The sequence below is a fragment of the Micromonospora sp. B006 genome, assembly GCF_003408515.1.
In the GTDB taxonomy this organism is placed as follows: domain Bacteria; phylum Actinomycetota; class Actinomycetes; order Mycobacteriales; family Micromonosporaceae; genus Micromonospora; species Micromonospora echinospora_A.
In genome coordinates this window covers 4,649,259-4,668,155 of the sequence record NZ_CP030865.1, presented here as the reverse complement: position 1 = coordinate 4,668,155, position 18,897 = coordinate 4,649,259, and the positions used below count along the sequence as shown (strand labels likewise).

Below are 18,897 nucleotides of genomic sequence, written 5' to 3'. Positions count from 1 at the left end.
CCCTCCGACCCGGCTGCTGGCTCACCGCAGCCGGCGGATGTCCCCGTACGCCCGGTAGAAGCCGCCCCGGCCGGACTCGCGGATCTCGGTGACCAGGAAGCGCGCGCCCGGCTCGCGGATGCCCTTGGGGAACTGCACCGGCCAGTCCCGCCGGTAGCCGTCGGCCAGGACGTGGACGCGCAGCCGGCCGCCCTGCTCGACGCACTGCACCAGCACGCCGTCGCGTTCGTCGGTGGTCACCTCGACCGACGTCCAGGCGGCCGGCTCGGGCAGCCGGGCCGGCGCCTTGACGTCGACCACGTCCGGGACGCTGCCGGCCTCGGCCGCCCGGATCGCCGCCTCGCTCGCGTCGATGCAGGCCAGGTGGCCGCTCGTGGTGACCACGTAGAGCCGGTTGTCGTGGTACTGCATCGAGTACGCCGAGCCGCAGCCGGTGCCGAGCTTCCACAGCCGGTTGCCGGCCTGGTCGAAGCAGTAGATCGAGGACGCGCTGTCGCCCGCGAACACGTACCGGCCGCCCTCGGCGGTGGCGCAGGAGAAGACCGCTGCGTCACAGCGGTACGTCTGCTCGGCCCGGCCGTCCTTGCGCAGGCGGACCACCTCGCGGGTGCCGGTGCCGGCGAACACGGCGTCCCGCTCCTGCCAGCCGAAGAGGACCGCCCCGGTGCCGGTGTGCCACAGTTCGCGCCCGGTACGCCAGTCGTAGCCGGTGACCCCCTGCGAGTGACCGTGGTAGATCGCGTCGGCGTCGCAGCGCACCATCCACGCGGACCGGCCCCGCCCCGGCCGGCGCCAGAGGAACTCGTCCTCGTGGTCGACCGCCGCGATGCCGCCGTCGCGATCGGACACTCCCAGCACGCCGTCGTGGATGTCCAGCCAGTAGATGTCGATCTCGGGCGCGATCGCGTACGCCGCGCGGGGCACCTTGCCGGACAGGTCGTAGACGTTGCCGTCGTCGCAGCCGGCGTAGACCCAGGCGTCGTCGGCGACGATGCACTTCACCCCGTCGGGGAGCCGGACCTGGCTGACCAGCCGGGCGTCGTGGTCGAGCGTGGTGATCACGCCGTGCTCGTTGCCGACCATGCAGTGCCGGTCGTCGACGAAGATGCCGAAGGCGGGGGCGCCCGAGGCGTACCGCCAGAGGACCGGCGCGGTGCGGGCGGTGGAGCGGGTGCTGACGATCTGCCGGCGCGAGACCGTCCGCTTCTGGCGTATGCCGCGCACCGCCGGGGCGTACCCCTTGCGGACCTTCTCGCCGATCTTCTTCGCGGCGGCGGCGCGGGCGCGGGCGTTGTCCGGGTAGGTGCTCGTCTTCACCTGGCCCTGGTCGCCGATGCGTCCGTAGCGCACGGTCATCGCGGTGTCGTCGACCACCACCTCGTAGAACTTGTGCGCTCTACCGTCCACTTCGGACAGTTCGAGGTAGGTCGTCTCCTGGGACATGGGGGTTTACCTCCGAGGGGAAGTGCCGAACCGGCAACGCGCACACGCTAACGCCGGGCACCGACAAATCCAGGTGTTAAGAAGGGGCCCTTCCTCTACCGGAGGCGTTAAGAGGGGGCCCTTCCTTACACGGCGGCGAGGGCGTCGACGGCCTTGCGGGCGGCGATCAGCACCGGATCCCACACCGGGGCGTACGGCGGCGCGTACCCCAGGTCGAGCGCTGTCATCTCGTCCACGGTCATGCCGTTCCACAGCGCCACCGCGAGCACGTCGATCCGCTTGGCCGCCTCGGACCAGCCGACGATCTGCGCCCCGAGCAGCCGTCCGCTGGGCCGCTCGGCGAGCAGCTTGACGGTCATCGGCCGGGAGCCGGGGTAGTAGCCGGCCCGGTTCGTCGACTGCGCCAGCACTGTGACGAACTCGAAGCCGGCCTCCAGCGCGTCCCGCTCGCGCAGCCCGGTCCGGCCCACCTCCAGCTCGCAGACCTTGGTCACGGCGGTGCCGATCACGCCGGGGAAGGTGGCGTACCCGCCGCCGATGTTGATGCCGACGACCCGGCCCTGCTTGTTGGCGTGTGTGCCGAGCGGGATGTGCACCGGCATGCCGCTGACCCGGTGCAGCGACTCCACGCAGTCACCTGCCGCCCAGACGCCGGGCACGCCCGGCACCCGCATCCGGCGGTCCGTCCGGACCCCGCCGGAGGGGCCGATCGGCAGGCCGGCGGCCTCGGCGAGCGCGGTGTTGGGGCGTACCCCGAGACCCAGGACCACGACGTCCGCCGGGATCGGTCCCTCGTCGGTGACCACGGCGGAGATCCGGCCGTCCCGTTCCTCCAGCCCGGTGACGGTGAGGCCGGTGCGGACGCCGATGCCGGTGGCGCGCATCGCCTCGGCCACCAGCTCGCCCATGTCCGGGTCCACAGCCGACATGGGCTGGTCGGCCTGCTCCAGAAGTTGAACCGAGAGCCCGCGCTGCACGAGCGCTTCGGCCATCTCGACGCCGACGTAGCCGCCGCCGACCACCACCGCGTGCCGGGGCGAGGGCTTGCCTTCGAGCCAGTCGATGAGCGCCGCGCCGTCGTCCAGCGTCTGCACGCCGAACACCCCGGCCACGTCGTCGCGCGTCCAGTCCGGCTGCACCGGGGACGCGCCGGTGGCGTACACCAGGGTGTCGAAACCGGCGCGGACCTCGCCGCCGCCGTCCAGGTCCCGCACGATCACCTCGCGGCGGTCCAGGTCGACGGCGGTGACCTCGTGCCGGGTACGGACCTCGATGCCGAACTCGTCGCGGAACGTCGCCGGGTCGCGGGCGACCAGCTCGTCCCGGTCCTCCACCAGGCCGCTCACCCAGTAGGGGATGCCGCAGGCCGAGTAGGAGGTGAAGTGCCCGCGCTCGAACGCGATGATCTCCAGGTCGGTCCGGTCGCGGCGGCGACGCGCCTGCGACGCCGCCGACATACCGGCGGCGTCGCCGCCGATGACGATCATGCGCTCCGCCACGCCGCCCATCCTGTCACGCCGGGCCACGGCCGTGCGGCCGCTCAGCCATGGGTCTGGCGTGCCACGTCCGTGACCACGTCGACGAGCCGTCCGGTACGCGCGAACACCGCCCGCTGCCGGGCCGCGCCGCTGCCGTGCCGGCGCAGCCCGCCCAGCAGGTCGGTCACCCGGTCCAGGTCGCCGTGCCGCTCCAGTTCCGGGCGCAGCCGGTCGACCAGCCGGTCCAGCAGCTCCCAGGCCGGGCGCAGCTCACCGTCGGTCAGGTCGACGCCCTCGCCCTCCAGCCCGTCGTGGGCGGCCCGCCAGTGCGCCGCGACGAGCAGGTGGTGGTCGGTGTTGACGGCCGGCCGGCCGGCGGCGATGTCGGTGAGCGCGGTCGCCACGAGCGCGCGGACCAGCGCGGCGACGAGCACCGCGTCGTCCACTGTCGGGCAGACGTCGCCGATCCTGATCTCCACGGTGGGGTACTTGGCGGAGAGCCGGGCGTACCAGTAGAGCATCCCCTCGTCCAGCATCACGCCGCTGGCGATGAGCTGCCGGATCAGCCGCTCGTAGTGCTCGTGCGACTCCAGGTACGGGGTGGGCGCGACCGACGGCCAGCGTTCCCACTCGACCGAGCGCCAGCTCGCGTACCCGGTGTCCTCGCTGCGGGAGAACGGGGAGTTCGCGGTGACCGCTTGCAGGATCGGCAGCCACGGCCGGACGTGGTTGAGCACCTGCACGCCGGTGTCCGGGTCCGGGATGCCGACGTGCACGTGCATGCCGTTGTTGCCGGGGCCGGGCACCAGCAGCCGGAACCGCTCGATCATCCGGTCGAAGCGGGGCTTGTCCACCACCGGCGGCACCGGCCCGTCGACCGGTCCGGTGCCGATCGCGAGCAGCCGTACGCCGGCCCGCTCGGCCGCGTCGGCCAGCTCGGCGCGCAGCATCGACAGCGAGTGCCGGATCGAGGAGAGTTCGAGCCCGGGCGGGCTGCCGATCTCGATCTGGCTGGTCTGGAACTCGCGCTCCACCTGACCCCGTAGCTCGGCCGGAACCTGCTCCATCACCAGGTCGACGGCGGGTACGGCGGTCCCGGTGTGCGGGTCGGCGAGCAGGAACTCCTCCTCGACGCCGACTGTCAGCAGGTCGGTCCCGCCGGTCTCGGCGCTCCGTTCCCGCTCCGCCACTGAGCCGCTCATCGTCACCACCGTCTCTCCGGACCGCCCACGGCACCGTGCCGCGTGGTCGAGGCCCTGTTACCCACCGTGTCCGTGCCGGGAAACGCGCCGGACGGCGTGTCGGCGCCGGTTCGCCCGTTCGGGCCACGCGCCGCCGGTGTGCGCGCAGGGCAGCAGGGCGTGACACGGCGGGCTACCGTGGTCGCGTGGCGGCGATGCTGGCGGTGCTGACGGGGACGTGGGCGTACGCGCTCGCCCTGTTCGCGGACCGGCCGGCCGGGCTGCTCGCCAGCGCGGCCGTCGCCGCCGCGCTGCTGCTGGCCACCCTGCTCGCGTTGCGGGTCCGCGCGCTGCCCGCGCCGCCCGGCACCCGGTTCGCCGCCGCGCTGCGGGCCCGCGCCCGCCGTCGCGGGGTGCCCCGGCAGGTCGACCCGAACGCGCCGGGGCGTCCGCGCCCCCGCGCGCCCGGCCTGCGCCCCTCGGCCGCGTAGCCACCTTCCGATCCGCGTCGGCGGGTCGCCGGCACCTGTGCCCGGCTTTCGCGGCCGATTCCGTCGTCATCCGTCCCGCCACGCGGCACGTCGCCGCCCGGGACACCCGGAATCGTCACCGAGGGGTCCACCCATGCTCGCCTTCGCACCGTTGCACTCCGCGGCCTCGGCCGCGGCCACCGTCGTCACCTGGCTCGCCGACGTGCTGGCCCCGCTCACCGGCGGTGCCGCGACAGCCGCCGCCATCGTCCTGTTCACCGCCGCCGTCCGGCTGCTGATCTCGCCGCTGACAGTGGCCCAGGTCCGCGGGGAGCGGCGTCGCACCGCGCTCGCCCCCGAGGTACGGGAACTCCAGCGCCGGTACGCCGACGATCCGGCCCGCCTGCAGAGCGAGGTGTTCGCGCTCTACCGCAACGCCGGGGCCAGTCCGGTCGCGGGCTGCCTGCCGGCGCTGTTGCAGGCGCCGTTCTTCCTGGTCATGTACCGCGTGTTCGCCACCGGTGACGGGGCGCCGCAGCTGCTGGGGGAGCGGCTCGCCGGCGTACCGCTGGGGTGGCACCTCGGCGACGGCCTGTCCGGCCCGGTGCCGCTGGTGTTCGGGGTGCTGCTGGCCGCGCTGCTCGCGCTGGCCTGGTGGTCGTCACGGCGGATGCGCCGGGCGGCGGCCGCCACCGGCACGGTGGCCGGGACGCCTGCCGAGGGTCCGGGCGCGGCGGTGCTCGGGCGACTGCTGCCGCTGCTGCCGTACGGCACGGTGCTGGTGGCGCTCGTGGTGCCGCTGGCGGCCGTGCTCTATCTGGTCACCACCACGGCGTGGACCGCGCTGGAGCAGGTGGTGCTGCGTCGCCCGCAGCCGGCGGCAGCCATCGACAAGCGTTGACAAGTGCGGGGGCGGGGCGTAGAAATCGCGTCAGAGAGCGCTCTCCCGGACCCGTCCCCGCAGAGAGGCACCCCGAATGAACCCGATCCCGGCGGCTCCGGCCGCCTCCGCCACCGTGCCCCGATCACGCCGCCGCCTCGCCCTGGCCGCGGGCGTGCTGGCGCTCACCACCGCGCTCGCGGGCGTCTCGATGACCGCCCAGGCGGCGGTGCCGCCGACTCCGTCCGGCTGGAGCCTGGTGTGGAGCGACGACTTCACCGGCTCGGCCGGCACGCTGCCCTCGTCCGCCAACTGGATCATCGACACCGGCACCAGCTACCCGGGCGGACCGGCCAACTGGGGCACCGGTGAGATCCAGACCTACACGTCCAGCACCGCCAATCTGGCCCACGACGGCTCGGGCAACCTGCGCATCACGCCGCTGCGCGACTCGGCCGGCCGCTGGACCTCGGCCCGGATCGAGACGGTGCGTTCGAACTTCAAGGCGCCGTCGGGCGGCGTGCTGGCCCTGGAGGGCCGGATCCAGATGCCGAACGTCACAGGCACGGCGGCGTCCGGGTACTGGCCGGCGTTCTGGGCGCTCGGCTCGCCGTACCGGGGCAACTACCAGAACTGGCCGGGCATCGGCGAGTTCGACGTGATGGAGAACGTCAACGGGATCAACTCGGTCTGGGGCGTGCTGCACTGCGGCGTCGCGCCGGGCGGCCCGTGCGGGGAGTTCAACGGCATCGGCGCGTCCCGGGCCTGCCCGGGCAGCACCTGCCAGTCGGCGTTCCACACCTACCGGTTCGAGTGGGACGCCTCGGTCAGCCCGCAGCAACTGCGCTGGTACGTCGACGGCCAGCTCTTCCACACCGTCGGGCAGAACCAGATCGGTGAGCCGTACTGGAGTCAGATGACCAACCACGCCGGCTACTTCCTGCTGCTCAACGTGGCGATGGGCGGCGGCTTCCCGGACGGCGTGGCCGGATCGGCGACGCCCACCGCGTCGACCGTGTCGGGCCGGTCGATGCTCGTCGACTACGTGGCCGTCTACACCCGCGGTGGCGGGAGCAACCCGTCGCCGACGCCGACCACACCGCCGCCGGGCGGGGTGCGCGACGCGTACTCGACGATCCAGGCCGAGTCGTTCAACGCGCAGAACGGCGTGGAGGTGGAGACGTGCGCCGAGGGTGGGCAGGACATCGGCTGGCTCGCCAACGGCGACTGGGCCCGCTACGACAACGTCGACTTCGGCTCCACGCCGCCGCGCGACTTCGTGGCCCGGGTGGCCTCCGGCGCGGCGTCCGGCGTGAGCGGGCTGGTGGAGGTCCGGGTGGACAGCCCGACCGCGCCGCCGATCGGCAGTTTCGCGGTCGGCAACACCGGCGGCTGGCAGACCTGGCGCTCGGTGCCGGGCAACGTCAGCACGGTGACCGGCCGGCATACCGTCTACCTGACGTTCAGCAGCGGCCAGCCGTCCGACTTCGTCAACGTCAACTGGTTCACCTTCCGCCGCTAGCCCGGTCGGGACGCGACCCGGGCTCCGGCCCGGGTCGCGTCGAACCGGTGCTGGACAGAAACAGTTAACACTCTTAATAATAGGCGCACGTCGACGGTTGTGAATCCCTCTCCACCCCCGCCCGTCCCCTGGAGGACGCCGTGAGACTCCGCCCCCGCCTGGCGACGCTCGCCGCCGCGCTGACCACCGCCGTGGTCGCCGGTGCCCTGCTGGCCGCGCCGCCCGCCTCCGCCGCCACCGCGGCCTTCGTCCGCACCTCCAGCTGGAGCAGCGGGTACGAGGCCCGGTTCACAGTCACCAACGACAGCTCCGCCGCCATCTCCTCGTGGAACGTCCAGTTCGACCTGCCGTCCGGCAGCACGCTCGGCTCGTTCTGGGACGCCCGCCTCACCACCTCCGGCCAGCACGTCACCGCCGTCAACCAGTCCTGGAACGGTGCGCTCGCCCCCGGCGCCAGCACCAGCTTCGGCTTCGTCGTCAGCGGCACCGGCGATCCGGTGAACTGCACAGTCAACGGCGCCTCCTGCGCCGGCGGCGGCAACCCCGGCAACCCGGGCGCACCGGCCACGCCGGGCGGGCTGCGGGTCACCGGCACCACCGCGTCGTCGGTCTCGCTCGCCTGGAACGCGGTCTCCGGCACCGTCACCGGATACCGGGTGTACGAGGGCAGCACGGTCAAGGCCACCGTCACCGGCACGTCGGCCACCGTCTCCGGGCTGGCCGCGTGCAGCGGGCACAGCTACACGGTGACCGCGTACAACGGCAGCGGCGAGTCGGCGAAGTCGGCGGCGGTCGCGGCCACCACCAGCGGCTGCACCGGTGGCGGCGGGGGCGCGATGGCCGCCGCGCCCTACCTCTACCCGGGCTGGGGCGACCCGCCCGCGCCGTCCACGGTCATGGGCGCGACCGGGATCAAGTGGTTCACCATCGCGTTCGTGCTCTCCGGCGGCGGCTGCACCCCGGCCTGGGACGGCAACGGCCCGCTGACCGGCGGCACGCACGCCGCCACCATCGCCGCGATCAAGGCGGCCGGCGGCGACGTCATCCCGTCCTTCGGCGGCTGGAGCGGCAACAAGCTCGGCCCGAACTGCTTGACCGCCGCCGCGCTGGCCGGCGCGTACCAGCAGGTCATCAACGCGTACGGGCTGAAGGCCATCGACATCGACATCGAGAACAGCGACGAGTTCGAGAACGAGGTGGTGCAGGACCGCATCCTGGACGCCCTGAAGATCGTCAAGCAGAACAACCCGGGGATCAAGACGATCATCACGTTCGGCACCTCGACCACCGGGCCGTCCTACTACGGCACCCGGCTGATCAACCAGGCGGCGGCCAAGGGCGCCGGGATCGACGTGTTCACCATCATGCCGTTCGACTTCGGCGGCGGCGCGAACATGTACCAGAACACGGTGAACGCGGCCGAGGGCCTGAAGACCGCGCTGAAGAACGCGTTCGGCTGGTCGGACGCCACCGCGTACGCGCACATGGGCCTGTCCGGCATGAACGGCCTCTCCGACCAGCAGGAACTGACCTCGCCGGCCACCTGGACGCAGATCCGCGACTGGGCCAAGGCGCGCGGCCTGGCGCGGTTCACGTTCTGGTCGGTCAACCGGGACCGGCCCTGCCCGGGTGGCGGCGTGGTCGCCAACTGCTCCGGCATCGCGCAGAACACCTGGGAGTTCACCGGCATCACCGCCGGCTTCTGAACCCGCGCCGCGGTCAGCGCCCGGTGGTCACCGACTGCCGGGCGCGCCGCCGGCGCACCTTCTTCACCGCCCAGCTCACGATCATGAAACCGAAGACGGCGAAGATCGCGTAGTTGAACCACTGGCTGTACCTGTCGACGTCCTCCCACCGCGAGCCGAGGACGTAGCCGGCGCCGACGATCAGGGCATTCCACACTCCGCTGCCGAGCGTGGTGAGCAGGACGAACTCGCCGAGCGGCATCCGGTTCGCGCCGGCCGGGATCGACACCAGGCTGCGGACCACCGGCACCACCCGGCCGATCAGCACCGCCCACCGGCCGTGCCGCTCGAACCAGCGGTCGGCCTTCTCCAGATCCTCCAGGTCGACCAGCGGAATGTGGTCCAGCCAGCGCTTGAGCCGCTCCTCGCCGAGCGCCGCGCCGAGCCAGTAGAGCACCAGCGCGCCGACCAGCGAGCCGACAGTCGCGGCGACCACGATGAGCACAAGGTTGAACCGGCCCTCGGCGGCCAGGTAGCCGGCCATCGCCAGCACGATCTCGCTCGGGATCGGCGGGATGATGCTCTCCAGCGCCACCAGGAACGCCACCCCGACCGCGCCGAGCGAGTCGATCACACTCGCCACCCAGCCGGTCAGCCCGGTGAACTGGTTCGGGTCGACGTCCTGGGCCAGGGCCATGTCGGTCCTTCCACGCGAGAGCCGGAGATCCGAAGGTGTTACCCGGACAGGCGGCCGCCACACCTGTGACTCAGCCCTCCGGGTGCAGCGCGGCGTCCGCCGGACCCCGCCGCCAGCCGGTGAAGCGGACCAGCAGGCCGCCCCGGCTGGGCGAGCAGCAGTACGGCCCGGCCGACGCCTGCGCCGCCGGGTCGAGCGGCGCGACGCGGACCAGCCGCCACGGCTCGTCGTCGCACCGGGCCCGGACGGTCAGCGCGTCGCCGGCCCGGCTCACCCGGACCGTCACCTCCCGGCCGGACCACTGCGGCACCGGCGCCACCGACCAGTCGGAGAACTCGTCGGTGACCACGGCGCCGACCTGCGGGACGCCGTCGCTCACCTCGACCCCGGCCTTGGCCCACCGCCGCTCGTCCACCCGCACCAGCACGCCGGCCTGGTCGAACTGGACGGAGTAGTCGAGCCGGAACGACACCTCCACGGCGGTGTCCACGCCGAACGGAGCGAGCAACGCCGAGCCGTCGTCGTGCACGAAGCCGTAGCTGGTGCGCCGCCAGAAGTCGCTGCCGCCGCGCGGCTCGACAAGCAGGCCGCGACCGTCCGGCTCGGCCCGCTCGGGCGGGTTCAGCCAGGTGCCGGCGGACCAGTCGTACGCCTCCTCGCTCATCCCGGCACCGTACCGGGTTTGCCGCCGCGCGCGTTCGGAGAAGTAGTCCTCGCATGGGTGACAGGTGGTATCAGGAGGCGGTCGTCTACTGCCTCGACGTCGACACTTTCGCGGACTCCGACGGCGACGGGGTGGGTGACTTCCAGGGCCTGATCGGGCGCCTGGACTACCTGGCCCGGCTCGGGGTGACGTGTCTCTGGCTGAACCCGATCCATCCCTCGCCGAACGAGGACGACGGGTACGACGCGACCGACTTCTACAACGTCGACCCGCGGCTGGGCACGCTCGGCGACTTCGCCGAACTGCTGCACCAGGCGAGCAACAGGGGCATCCGGGTGATCATCGATCTGGTGGTCAACCACACCTCGGACCAGCACCCGTGGTTCCAGTCCGCCCGGTCCTCGCCCGACTCGCCGTACCGGGACTGGTACGTCTGGGCCGACCACGAGCCGGCCGACCGCCACCAGGGCATGGTCTTCCCGGGCGAGCAGCACGAGACGTGGACCTACGACCGGACCGCCAAGGCGTGGTTCTACCACCGCTTCTACAAGTTCCAGCCGGACCTGAACATCGAGAATCCGAAGGTCCGCGCGGAGATCAAGAAGATCACGTCGTTCTGGCTCCAGCTCGGCGTCGCCGGCTTCCGGATGGACGCGGTGCCGTTCATCATCGAGCGCACCGAGCCGGGCAACCCGAACTCGCCGAAGGACTTCGACTTCATCACCGACCTCCGGCAGCACGTGCAGTGGCGGCGCGGCGACGCGGTCCTGCTGGCCGAGGCGAACGTCGAGCCGGACGAGCTGCCCGTCTACTTCGGCGACGGCAGCGGCTCGGGCAACCGGATCCACATGCTCTTCGACTTCATGCTCAACGGCCGGCTGATGCTCGCCCTGGCCCGGGAGGACCCGGAGGTGATCATCGAGGCGCTGCGCGACACCCCGAAGCTGCCCACCGGCGGCCAGTGGGCGACGTTCCTGCGCAACCACGACGAGATCGACCTGTCCCGGCTCACCGCCGACCAGCGCAACGACGTGCTGGCGAAGTTCGGGCCGGACGAGAACATGCAGCTCTACGGCCGGGGCATCCGCCGCCGGCTGGCGCCCATGCTCGGCAACGACCGCCGGCACATCGAGCTGGCGTACTCGCTCCAGTTCTCGCTGCGGGGCACGCCGGTGCTGCGCTACGGCGAGGAGATCGGCATGGGGGAGGACCTGTCGCTGGACGGACGCGACGCGATCCGTACCCCGATGCAGTGGTCCTACGCCGACAACGCCGGCTTCTCCACCGCCGAGCCGGAGAAGCTGGTCCGCCCGGTCATCGACAAGGGCGAGTACGGCTACCAGAAGGTCAACGTCACCGCCCAGCGCAAGGACCCGCGGTCGCTGCTCGGCTGGTTCGAGCGGATGATCCGGACGCTGCGGGAAGCACCGGAGACCGGCTCGGGCAGCACCACCCACATCGACGTGGCGATGCCGCCGGGCGTGCTCGCGCACCGCGCCGACGGGCGTACCGCGACGATGGTCTTCCTGCACAACCTCGGCACTGAAGACGTCGAGGTGGACCTGAGCACGCTGGCGCCGGAGGCGGACCTGCCCATCGACGTGCTGAGCGACCGCAACTACGAGGACGTGGGCAAGCTCGACCGGCTCAAGCTCGGCGGGTACGGCTACCGGTGGATCCGGCTCTGCCGGGGCCACGAGCGGTAGGGGAGGCGTACCGGCGGGTTAAGCTCCTTCGATCGAGCCACAAGTTACCGGGAGGTAAGCATGTCGGAGGAGCCCCGCGTCGCCATCGTGACCGGAGCCGCGCGCGGCATCGGGGCGGCGACCGCCCGCCGGCTGGCGGCCGACGGCATGGCCGTCGCCGTGGTCGACATCGACGAGTCCGCCACCAAGGAGACGGTGGACGCCATCGGCTCGGCCGGCGGCCGGGCGCTCGGCGTCGGCGCCGACGTGTCCGACCGGGCCCAGGTCGAGGCCGCCGTGGAGCGGATCGCCGCCGAACTGGGCGCCCCGACCGTGCTCGTCAACAACGCGGGTGTGCTGCGGGACAACCTGCTGTTCAAGATGACCGAGGGCGACTGGGACACGGTCATGGGCGTGCACCTGCGCGGGGCGTTCCTGTTCAGCCAGGCGGCCCAGAAGCACATGGTCGAGGCGAAGTGGGGCCGGATCGTCAACCTGTCCAGCACCTCCGCCCTGGGCAACCGGGGCCAGGCGAACTACTCGGCCGCCAAGGCCGGCCTCCAGGGCTTCACCAAGACGCTCGCGATCGAGCTGGGCCCGTTCGGGGTCACAGTCAACGCGGTCGCGCCGGGCTTCATCGTCACCGACATGACCGCCGCCACCGCGGCCCGGATGAAGGTCGACTTCGACGATCTCAAGAAGCACGCCGCCGCCGAGATCCCGGTACGCCGCCCCGGCCGCCCGGAGGACGTCGCGCACACCATCTCGTTCCTGGCCAGCGAGGGCGCGTCCTTCGTGTCCGGCCAGGTCATCTACGTCGCCGGCGGCCCGAAGGACTGACCGGGCCCGGCCCTTCCCGGCGCGATCCCCCTCAGGCGGGGTCGCGCCGCGTGCGCCAGAGCCAGAACAGGCCGAGCACCGGCAGCACCAGCGGCACGTAGCCGTAGCCGCTGCCGAAGCCGGACCAGACCGTCTCGTCCGGGAACAGCTCCTTGTCGGCGAGGCTCAGCACGCCGACGCCGAGCACCCCGACCAGTTCGACGGCGCAGCAGGCCAGCGCGACCCGGCGGCCGGCGTGCCCGGCCCGGGCCAGCCCGACCGCCGCCACGATGTAGATCAGCGCCGCCACCGCGGACAGCAGGTACGCCACCGGCGCCTCGTCGAACTTCGTGGCGATCTGCAAGCCGGCCCGCGAGGTCGCGGCGATGGCGAAGACGATGTAGACAGCGATCAGCAGCCGGCCCGGACCGCGGTTGGTGGCGCGTTGCTCGGTCGTGGTCTCAGCCACCGACTGCCTCCCAGGTCTGCTGGAGCCGTACCGCCACCACGGGCGTGACCAGGCAGATCGCGCACACGATGCCCGAACCCCAGCGGGTCGGCTCCATCCGGGCCAGCACCCAGGCCAGCGGCGGCAGGCAGACGAGCGTCGCCAGGTAGCCGAAGAACGCGCCGGGCTCGCCCGGACGCTCCCCGCCGCCGAGCGCGACGAGCGCGACCACGGTCAGCGCGAGCAGCGCCACCTCCAGCACGGCCAGGCCGACGAACTGGATCCGGTCTGGCGGCCGGTGGCGTACCGCAGCCACCAGGGCCCAGAGCGCGACCGCCAGCGAGATCACGATCGCGACCGTGGCGAGCGGCCCGTCCACCGGGGATCCGGCGGCCGCCGCGGCGGTCGTCGACACAGTGTCGTTCACCGGCACAGCCTACTAACCGGTGTAGTAGCTGCCCGCCCGCCGGGTCGAGGCGCGCCGGACGGGCGGGAGGACTAGCGTGGATCACGGTCCCGGCGTGCGCCGGTGGCGGACGTCGACGGCAGGGGGTCCGGGTGCGGTTCGGGTTGTTCGGCACGGGTTACTGGGCGGCGCAGACGCACGCGGCGGCCATCGAGGCGCATCCGCGGGCCCGGCTCGCGGGGGTGTGGGGGCGCAACCCCGCCAAGGCGGAGGAACTGGCCACCCGGCACGGCGTACCGGCGTTCACCGACGTCGACGCGCTGATCGACGCCTGCGACGCGATCGCCGTGGCGCTCCCGCCGGACGTGCAGGCCGATATCGCCGTCCGCGCCGCCACCGCCGGGCGGCACCTGCTGCTGGACAAGCCGCTGGCGCTTGACCTCGCCGACGCCGACCGGGTGGTCGACGCGGCCCAGGCGTCCGGTGTCGCCTCGGTGGTCTTCTTCACCCAGCGCTTCCACCCGAACGTCACCGGGTTCCTCGCCTCGACCGCGGCGGCCGGCGGCTGGCAGCACGCCCGCGCCACCATGTTCGCGTCGATCTTCCAGCCCGGGAACCCGTACGGCGACTCGACCTGGCGGCGGGAGCGCGGCGCGCTCTGGGACATCGGCCCGCACGCGTTGTCGCTGATCCTGCCGGTGCTCGGCCGGGTCACCCGGGTCGCCGCGATGGACGGCCCGAGCGGTCTGGTGCACCTGCTGCTCACCCACGACGGCGGCGCGACCAGCTCGCTGTCGCTCACCCTGGACGCGCCGTCCGAGGCGGTCACCCGGGACTTCGTCTTCTTCGGCGAGAACGGCACCGAGAGCGTCCCGCCCGGCGACGGCAGCGTGCTCCAGGCGTTCGGCGCCGCGCTCGACCAGTTGCTGGAGGAGGTCGACGCGGGCACCCGCGACCACCGCTGCGACGTGCGGTTCGGCCGCGAGGTGGTGGCGGTGCTGGACGCCGCGCAGACCGCCCGCGCGCAGGGCCGCACCGTCGAGCTGTAAGGAAGGGCCCCTTATTAACGCCTCCGGTAGAGGAGGGGCCCCTTCTTAACACCTGCCGGTCAGGCGCCGGCGAGCGTGACGAGCGCCTCGCCCAGTTCGGTGGGGGACTGGAACTCCTCGGCCGGCAGGGACCGCAGCGCCTGCAGCGCCTCGGTGCTGGCACCGTTCTCCTGGCCCCAGCGGACCAGGTCCTCCCGGGAGACCGGGTAGTCCAGCCCGGCCAGGAACTCCCGCAACTGCGCGCCGGTGACGGTCATGCCGCCCGGCTACCCACTGAGCCCGGCACCATGCCCGCAGCCGGGACCGGGCCGCGTCCGCCGCACGCCCGCCGCCGTACGCCCGCCGTCGGACTCGGTGGCGGCGGTTTGCTGCGGCGGGCCCCGGGTAGCCGCGAACATGCTGGTACAGCGGCTCGGCGCGCCGAGCGACTTCGACCCCTTGCTGGACCGCGTGCGGGACGCCCGCGTGGTGATGATCGGTGAGGCGACGCACGGCAGCTACGACTACTACCGGCTGCGGGAGCAGTTGACCCGGCGGCTCATCGCCGAACAGGGTTTCGACTTCGTGGCGGTGGAGGGGGACTGGCCGGACTGCGACCGGGTGCACCGGTCGGTGGTGGGCGCCCCCGGAGGGTCGGCCGATCCGCTGGCCGCACTGGAACGGTTCGAACGCTGGCCCACGTGGATGTGGGCGAACGCCGAGGTGGCCCGCTTCTGCCGCTGGTTGCGGGCGTGGAACCTGGAACGCCCGGAGGGAGAGCGGGCCGGCTTCCACGGGCTGGACGTGTACTCCCTCTGGGAGTCGATGCAGGCCATCTTCGACTACCTGGGCGAGGAGGATCCGGCCTCGCTGGAGGCCGCCCAGGAGGCGTACCGCTGCTTCGAGCCGTACGGCAAGCGCGTCGAGGAGTACGGCATGGCCAGCCGGTTCGTCTCCGCCCGGTGCGAGGAGGAGGTGGTCCGGCTGCTGGCGCGTACCCGGGAACAGGCCGCCGCGGACGGCCCGGACCGCTTCTCGGCCTGGCAGAACGCGGAGGTGGTGGCCGGCGCGGAGCGGTACTACCGGGCCATGGTCGGCGGCGGCCCCGAGTCGTGGAACGTCCGGGACATCCACATGGCCGACACGCTCGACCGGCTGCTCGACCGGTACGGGCCGGGCTCGCGGGGCATCGTGTGGGCGCACAACACGCACGTCGGCGACGCCCGGGCCACCGACATGGCGGCGGACGGGATGGTCAACATCGGGCAGCTCGGCCGGGAACGGCACGGCCGGGACGCGGTGGCGCTCGTCGGCTTCGGCAGCTGGCGCGGCAGCGTGATCGCCGCACCCCGCTGGGGTTCCCCGGCCGAGGCGATGGTGGTGCCGCCGGCCCGGGAGGGCTCGGTGGAGCACCGGCTGCACGAGCTGATGCCGGAGCGGGCGGTGCTGGTGTTCGGCGGCGACGACCAGCCGGAGTGGGTGACCGGCGAGGCGGACCACCGGGCCATCGGGGTGGTGTACGACCCGAGCTTCGAGTCCTGGGGCAACTACGTGCCGACCCGGCTCGGCGAGCGCTACGACGCGCTCGTCTGGTGCGACGAGACCACGGCGCTGCACCCGCTGCCGACGCACGTGACGCCGGGTGAGATGGAGACGTACCCGGCGGGCGTGTGACCGGGTGGGGCCCCGTCGGACCCCACCCGGTACGGCTCACACCTCGGCGTGCTGCTTGTCGGCGAGGTGGGCGCGCAGGCCCTCACCCTCGACGTCCACGTTCGGCAGGATCTTGTTGAGCCAGCGCGGCAGCCACCAGGCCGCGTTGTTCAGCAGCGACATGACCGCCGGCACGATGGTCATCCGGACCACGAACGCGTCGATGGCGACACCGATCGCGAGCGCGAAGCCCATCGACTTGATGATCGGGTCCTCCAGGAAGACGAAGCCGCCGAACACCGAGATCATGATGAGCGCGGCGGCGGTGACCACCCGGGCGCCGTGTCCCATGCCGTTGATGGTGGCCTGCTGCGCGGTGTCGCCGTGCACGAAGTCCTCGCGCATCCGGGAGACCAGGAAGACCTCGTAGTCCATGGCCAGGCCGAACAGGATGCCGATCAGCAGGATGGGCAGGAAGCTGACCAGCGGGGCCGGGGTGTCCAGGCCGACCAGGTCGGCCAGGTGGCCCTGCTGGAACACCGCGACGGTGATGCCGAACGTGGCCGCCACGGTGAGCAGGAAGCCCAGCGCCGCCTTGATCGGCACCAGGATCGACCGGAACACCAGCATCAGCAGCAGGATCGACAGGCCCACCACCAGCAGCAGGTAGACCGGCAGCGCGTCGGAGAGCTTCTCGGACACGTCGATGCCGACCGCTGTGACGCCGGTGAGCAGCACGTCGGCGTTCTGGATGCCGGCGACCTGCTTGCGGATGTCGTGCACGACCGTCTCGGTGGCCTCGTCGGTCGGCCCGGTCTCCGGGATCACGCCGAGCAGCGCGGTACGCCCCGACGGGTCGACCTGCGGCGGGGCCACCGCGAGCACCCCGTCGGTCTTCTGGATCAGCGCGGTGACCTGCGGCAAAGCGGCCTGGGTGTCCTGCGGCGAGTCGGCGGTCACGACGACCGCGAGCCGGCCGGTGAAGCCGGGACCGAAGCCCTCCCGGATCAGGTCGCTGCTGACCCGGGCCGGGGTGCCCTCGGCGGCGGCGGAGGCGTCCGGCAGCGCCAGGCGCATGTCCTGGGCCGGGATCGCGAGCAGGCCGAGCCCGAGCAGCCCGACCAGGATGACCGGGATGCGGAACCTGGTGACCCAGTTCGCCCAGCGGAAGCCGAAGCCGGAGCGGTCCTCCGAGCCGGTGGCCGGGTCCTCGACCGCCTTGCGGTCACGCAGCTTGCGCGGCAGCACCTTGTTGCCGGCGAAGCCGAGCAGCGCCGGGGCCAGCGTGATCGCCACCAGCACGGCCACCGTCACGGTGCCGGCCGCGGCCAGGCCCATCACGGTGAGGAACGGGATGCCGACCACGGCCAGGCCGGCGAGCGCCACCACCACCGTGGCGCCGGCGAAGACCACCGCCGAGCCGGCGGTGCCGACCGCCCGGCCGACCGCCTCCTCGGGGGAGTGCCCGTCGAGCAGGTTCTGCCGGTGCCGCGAGGTGATGAACAGCGAGTAGTCGATGCCGACCGCGAGGCCGAGCATGAGCGCCAGGATCGGCGCGGTGCTGGTCAGCTCGATCGCGCCGCTGAGCGCGTACAGGCCGGCCATGCCGACGCCCACGCCGATCAGCGCGTTCAGCATGGTCATGCCGGCCGCCACGAGCGAGCCGAACGTGATGACCAGGACGATCGCCGCGACCAGCACGCCGATCGCCTCGGTCGAGCCGACCTCCGGCTCACCGTTGAGCACCTCGCCGCCGGGGGCGATCTGCCAGCCCTGCGCCTCGGCCTGCTCACCGACCTTCTCGTACGCGTCGCGCTGTTCGTCGGTGACCTCGTCGGCACCGCCGGCGAACTGCACCTGGATCAGCGCGTACCGGCCGTCCGGGGTGAGCGCCTGCGCCTGGTACGGGTCGACCGCGCCGACCACGCCGGGCAGCGTGGCCGCCTGCTCGGTGACCTGCTTGACCACCGCCTGACCGGCGGGCGTGGTGAGGGCGCCGTCCTGTGGCGCCTTGATCGCGATCGTGCCGGTGGCGCCGCTGGCGGCCGGGAAGCGGTCGGCGAGCAGGTCGATCGCCTTCTGCGACTCGGTGCCGGGCATGGTGAAGTTGCTCGCCGTCGGGCCGCGCAGCGTGGCCGCGGCCAGGCCGAGGCCGACGAGTACGACGAGCCAGATGACGGCGACGAGTCGCCGTCGGCGCAGAGATGCCCGGCCGAGCCGGTACAGCAGGGTCGCCATGGACCTTCCTTGTCCTCGGGGTTCGGATCAGTTGGAGACTTCGAGCGCGCGGTACGCCACGGCGAGCAGCGCGGGACGGAGCTGTTCGTCCGGGATGTCCAGGAATTCGCCGCAGGTCTCGGCGATGCCGGCGAGCACGACGAGCGCCGCGACGCGGGCCTCGGGCCGGTCGGAGAAGCCGGCGAACGCCGCGACGAGCCGTTCGGAGATCTGCTGGATGTGCATGAACGTGGGCTGCTGGAGCAGGTCGGAGAACTCGCCCCGCAGCAGCGCGATCTCGCGGCGGAAGCGGACCGCCAGGTCGACGAAGCCGTCCGCCGCGACGCGCTGGGCGTCCGCGCCGGTGTGCTCGGCGATCCGGGCGTCGAGTTCCTCCAGCACCGCGATGGCCGGTGCCATCAGCTCGCCGAGCAGCGCGTCCTTGCTGGCGAAGTGGTAGAGCACTGTGGCTTTGGAGCAGCCGACCTCGCGGGCGATGTCCTGGAGTGAGGTGCCCTTGTAGCCGGTGACGGCGAACCGGCGAGCCGCCGCGGTGAGCAGCTCGTCGTGGGTGGCCGGGGTCGGGCGCGCCATGTCCTCCAGCATGCCTGACCGATCGGT

Annotated in this window: 17 protein-coding genes and 1 pseudogene; 8 read left to right on the top strand and 10 right to left on the bottom strand. The window is 72.5% G+C overall.

Features of this window, described 5'->3' with window-relative positions; translation table 11 throughout:
• Positions 1 to 21 precede the first annotated feature (21 nt).
• The 3 genes from MicB006_RS20915 to MicB006_RS20905 form a co-directional block, all read right to left on the bottom strand.
• Positions 22 to 1,443 carry a WGR domain-containing protein gene (locus tag MicB006_RS20915; RefSeq protein ID WP_116508371.1) on the bottom strand — a complete coding sequence of 474 codons (1,422 nt, stop codon included), beginning with the start codon at positions 1,441 to 1,443 and terminating at the stop codon, positions 22 to 24.
• 125 nt (positions 1,444 to 1,568) lie between these two features.
• The gene (locus tag MicB006_RS20910; protein ID WP_116511669.1) at positions 1,569 to 2,942 is read right to left on the bottom strand and encodes an FAD-dependent oxidoreductase; all 1,374 of its coding nucleotides are present in this window, start codon (positions 2,940 to 2,942) and stop codon (positions 1,569 to 1,571) included.
• A 41-nt stretch (positions 2,943 to 2,983) separates the two neighbouring features.
• Positions 2,984 to 4,132: a glutamate--cysteine ligase gene (locus MicB006_RS20905; protein ID WP_116508370.1), complete on the bottom strand. Its 1,149-nt coding sequence runs from the start codon at positions 4,130 to 4,132 to the stop codon at positions 2,984 to 2,986.
• A 185-nt stretch (positions 4,133 to 4,317) separates the two neighbouring features.
• Here MicB006_RS20905 and MicB006_RS20900 point away from each other — a divergent pair, with 185 nt between their 5' ends.
• The 4 genes from MicB006_RS20900 to MicB006_RS20885 all read left to right on the top strand — a co-directional run bounded on the left by MicB006_RS20900 (position 4,318) and on the right by MicB006_RS20885 (position 8,680).
• A complete protein-coding gene (locus MicB006_RS20900; RefSeq protein ID WP_116511667.1) occupies positions 4,318 to 4,593 on the top strand; it encodes a DUF6412 domain-containing protein in 276 nt (91 codons plus the stop codon).
• 133 nt (positions 4,594 to 4,726) lie between these two features.
• A complete protein-coding gene (locus MicB006_RS20895) occupies positions 4,727 to 5,473 on the top strand; it encodes a membrane protein insertase YidC (protein WP_116508368.1) in 747 nt (248 codons plus the stop codon).
• Between the two features lie 76 nt (positions 5,474 to 5,549).
• Entirely contained in the window at positions 5,550 to 6,974 is a 1,425-nt protein-coding gene (locus MicB006_RS20890) for a carbohydrate-binding protein (protein WP_116508366.1), read from the top strand.
• Between the two features lie 140 nt (positions 6,975 to 7,114).
• On the top strand, positions 7,115 to 8,680 hold the full coding sequence (locus tag MicB006_RS20885; protein WP_116508364.1) for a cellulose binding domain-containing protein: 1,566 nt from the start codon (positions 7,115 to 7,117) through the stop codon (positions 8,678 to 8,680).
• Between the two features lie 13 nt (positions 8,681 to 8,693).
• Here the strand turns inward: MicB006_RS20885 and MicB006_RS20880 are convergent, their stop codons facing one another.
• A complete protein-coding gene (locus MicB006_RS20880) occupies positions 8,694 to 9,356 on the bottom strand; it encodes a DedA family protein (protein WP_116508362.1) in 663 nt (220 codons plus the stop codon).
• 70 nt (positions 9,357 to 9,426) lie between these two features.
• On the bottom strand, positions 9,427 to 10,020 hold the full coding sequence (locus MicB006_RS20875; protein WP_116508361.1) for a DUF1349 domain-containing protein: 594 nt from the start codon (positions 10,018 to 10,020) through the stop codon (positions 9,427 to 9,429).
• Positions 10,021 to 10,073: 53 nt separating this feature from the next.
• Between MicB006_RS20875 and MicB006_RS20870 the strand changes: the two genes are divergently transcribed.
• Both MicB006_RS20870 and fabG read left to right on the top strand, forming a co-directional pair.
• Complete coding sequence (locus tag MicB006_RS20870; RefSeq protein ID WP_116508359.1) at positions 10,074 to 11,726, top strand: alpha-amylase family protein; 1,653 nt, start codon at positions 10,074 to 10,076, stop codon at positions 11,724 to 11,726.
• A gap of 60 nt (positions 11,727 to 11,786) precedes the next feature.
• A complete protein-coding gene (gene fabG, locus MicB006_RS20865; RefSeq protein ID WP_116508358.1) occupies positions 11,787 to 12,545 on the top strand; it encodes a 3-oxoacyl-ACP reductase FabG in 759 nt (252 codons plus the stop codon).
• On the opposite strand, the pseudogene MicB006_RS20860 reads toward fabG, so the two are convergent.
• Together MicB006_RS20860 and MicB006_RS20855 are read right to left on the bottom strand one after the other, a co-directional pair.
• Positions 12,518 to 12,993, bottom strand: a pseudogene (locus MicB006_RS20860) (hypothetical protein). The gene fabG and the pseudogene MicB006_RS20860 overlap by 28 nt on opposite strands.
• Positions 12,986 to 13,399, bottom strand: a complete 414-nt coding sequence (locus MicB006_RS20855) for a hypothetical protein (RefSeq protein ID WP_083664740.1) — start codon at positions 13,397 to 13,399, stop codon at positions 12,986 to 12,988. The pseudogene MicB006_RS20860 and the gene MicB006_RS20855 overlap by 8 nt, the downstream one beginning before the upstream one ends.
• Positions 13,400 to 13,530: 131 nt before the next feature.
• On the opposite strand from MicB006_RS20855, the gene MicB006_RS20850 reads away from it, so the two are divergent.
• A complete protein-coding gene (locus MicB006_RS20850; RefSeq protein WP_116508354.1) occupies positions 13,531 to 14,427 on the top strand; it encodes a Gfo/Idh/MocA family protein in 897 nt (298 codons plus the stop codon).
• A 59-nt stretch (positions 14,428 to 14,486) separates the two neighbouring features.
• On the opposite strand, the gene MicB006_RS20845 is transcribed toward MicB006_RS20850, so the two are convergent.
• Positions 14,487 to 14,684: a DUF2795 domain-containing protein gene (locus MicB006_RS20845; RefSeq protein WP_116508352.1), complete on the bottom strand. Its 198-nt coding sequence runs from the start codon at positions 14,682 to 14,684 to the stop codon at positions 14,487 to 14,489.
• A gap of 139 nt (positions 14,685 to 14,823) precedes the next feature.
• Here MicB006_RS20845 and MicB006_RS20840 point away from each other — a divergent pair, with 139 nt between their 5' ends.
• Positions 14,824 to 16,080 (top strand): erythromycin esterase family protein, encoded by a 1,257-nt coding sequence (locus MicB006_RS20840; protein ID WP_116508350.1) that lies wholly within the window; start codon positions 14,824 to 14,826, stop codon positions 16,078 to 16,080.
• Between the two features lie 36 nt (positions 16,081 to 16,116).
• Here MicB006_RS20840 and MicB006_RS20835 read toward each other — a convergent pair whose 3' ends face one another.
• Together MicB006_RS20835 and MicB006_RS20830 are read right to left on the bottom strand one after the other, a co-directional pair.
• The gene (locus MicB006_RS20835; RefSeq protein ID WP_116508348.1) at positions 16,117 to 18,297 is read right to left on the bottom strand and encodes an MMPL family transporter; all 2,181 of its coding nucleotides are present in this window, start codon (positions 18,295 to 18,297) and stop codon (positions 16,117 to 16,119) included.
• 27 nt (positions 18,298 to 18,324) lie between these two features.
• Positions 18,325 to 18,870 carry a TetR/AcrR family transcriptional regulator gene (locus MicB006_RS20830; protein ID WP_073829320.1) on the bottom strand — a complete coding sequence of 182 codons (546 nt, stop codon included), beginning with the start codon at positions 18,868 to 18,870 and terminating at the stop codon, positions 18,325 to 18,327.
• Positions 18,871 to 18,897: the final 27 nt, after the last annotated feature.

Excerpts from the sequence above, each read along its gene's own strand:
- MicB006_RS20915 (WP_116508371.1), bottom strand. The coding sequence starts at position 1,443 with ATGTCCCAGGAGACGACCTACCTCGAACTGTCCGAAGTGGACGGTAGA.
- MicB006_RS20845 (WP_116508352.1), bottom strand. The coding sequence starts at position 14,684 with ATGACCGTCACCGGCGCGCAGTTGCGGGAGTTCCTGGCCGGGCTGGAC.
- MicB006_RS20835 (WP_116508348.1), bottom strand. The coding sequence starts at position 18,297 with ATGGCGACCCTGCTGTACCGGCTCGGCCGGGCATCTCTGCGCCGACGG.
- fabG (WP_116508358.1), top strand. The coding sequence starts at position 11,787 with ATGTCGGAGGAGCCCCGCGTCGCCATCGTGACCGGAGCCGCGCGCGGC.
- MicB006_RS20875 (WP_116508361.1), bottom strand. The coding sequence starts at position 10,020 with ATGAGCGAGGAGGCGTACGACTGGTCCGCCGGCACCTGGCTGAACCCG.
- MicB006_RS20900 (WP_116511667.1), top strand. The coding sequence starts at position 4,318 with ATGCTGGCGGTGCTGACGGGGACGTGGGCGTACGCGCTCGCCCTGTTC.
- MicB006_RS20840 (WP_116508350.1), top strand. The coding sequence starts at position 14,824 with ATGCTGGTACAGCGGCTCGGCGCGCCGAGCGACTTCGACCCCTTGCTG.
- MicB006_RS20830 (WP_073829320.1), bottom strand. The coding sequence starts at position 18,870 with ATGGCGCGCCCGACCCCGGCCACCCACGACGAGCTGCTCACCGCGGCG.
- MicB006_RS20870 (WP_116508359.1), top strand. The coding sequence starts at position 10,074 with ATGGGTGACAGGTGGTATCAGGAGGCGGTCGTCTACTGCCTCGACGTC.
- MicB006_RS20895 (WP_116508368.1), top strand. The coding sequence starts at position 4,727 with ATGCTCGCCTTCGCACCGTTGCACTCCGCGGCCTCGGCCGCGGCCACC.
- MicB006_RS20890 (WP_116508366.1), top strand. The coding sequence starts at position 5,550 with ATGAACCCGATCCCGGCGGCTCCGGCCGCCTCCGCCACCGTGCCCCGA.
- MicB006_RS20880 (WP_116508362.1), bottom strand. The coding sequence starts at position 9,356 with ATGGCCCTGGCCCAGGACGTCGACCCGAACCAGTTCACCGGGCTGACC.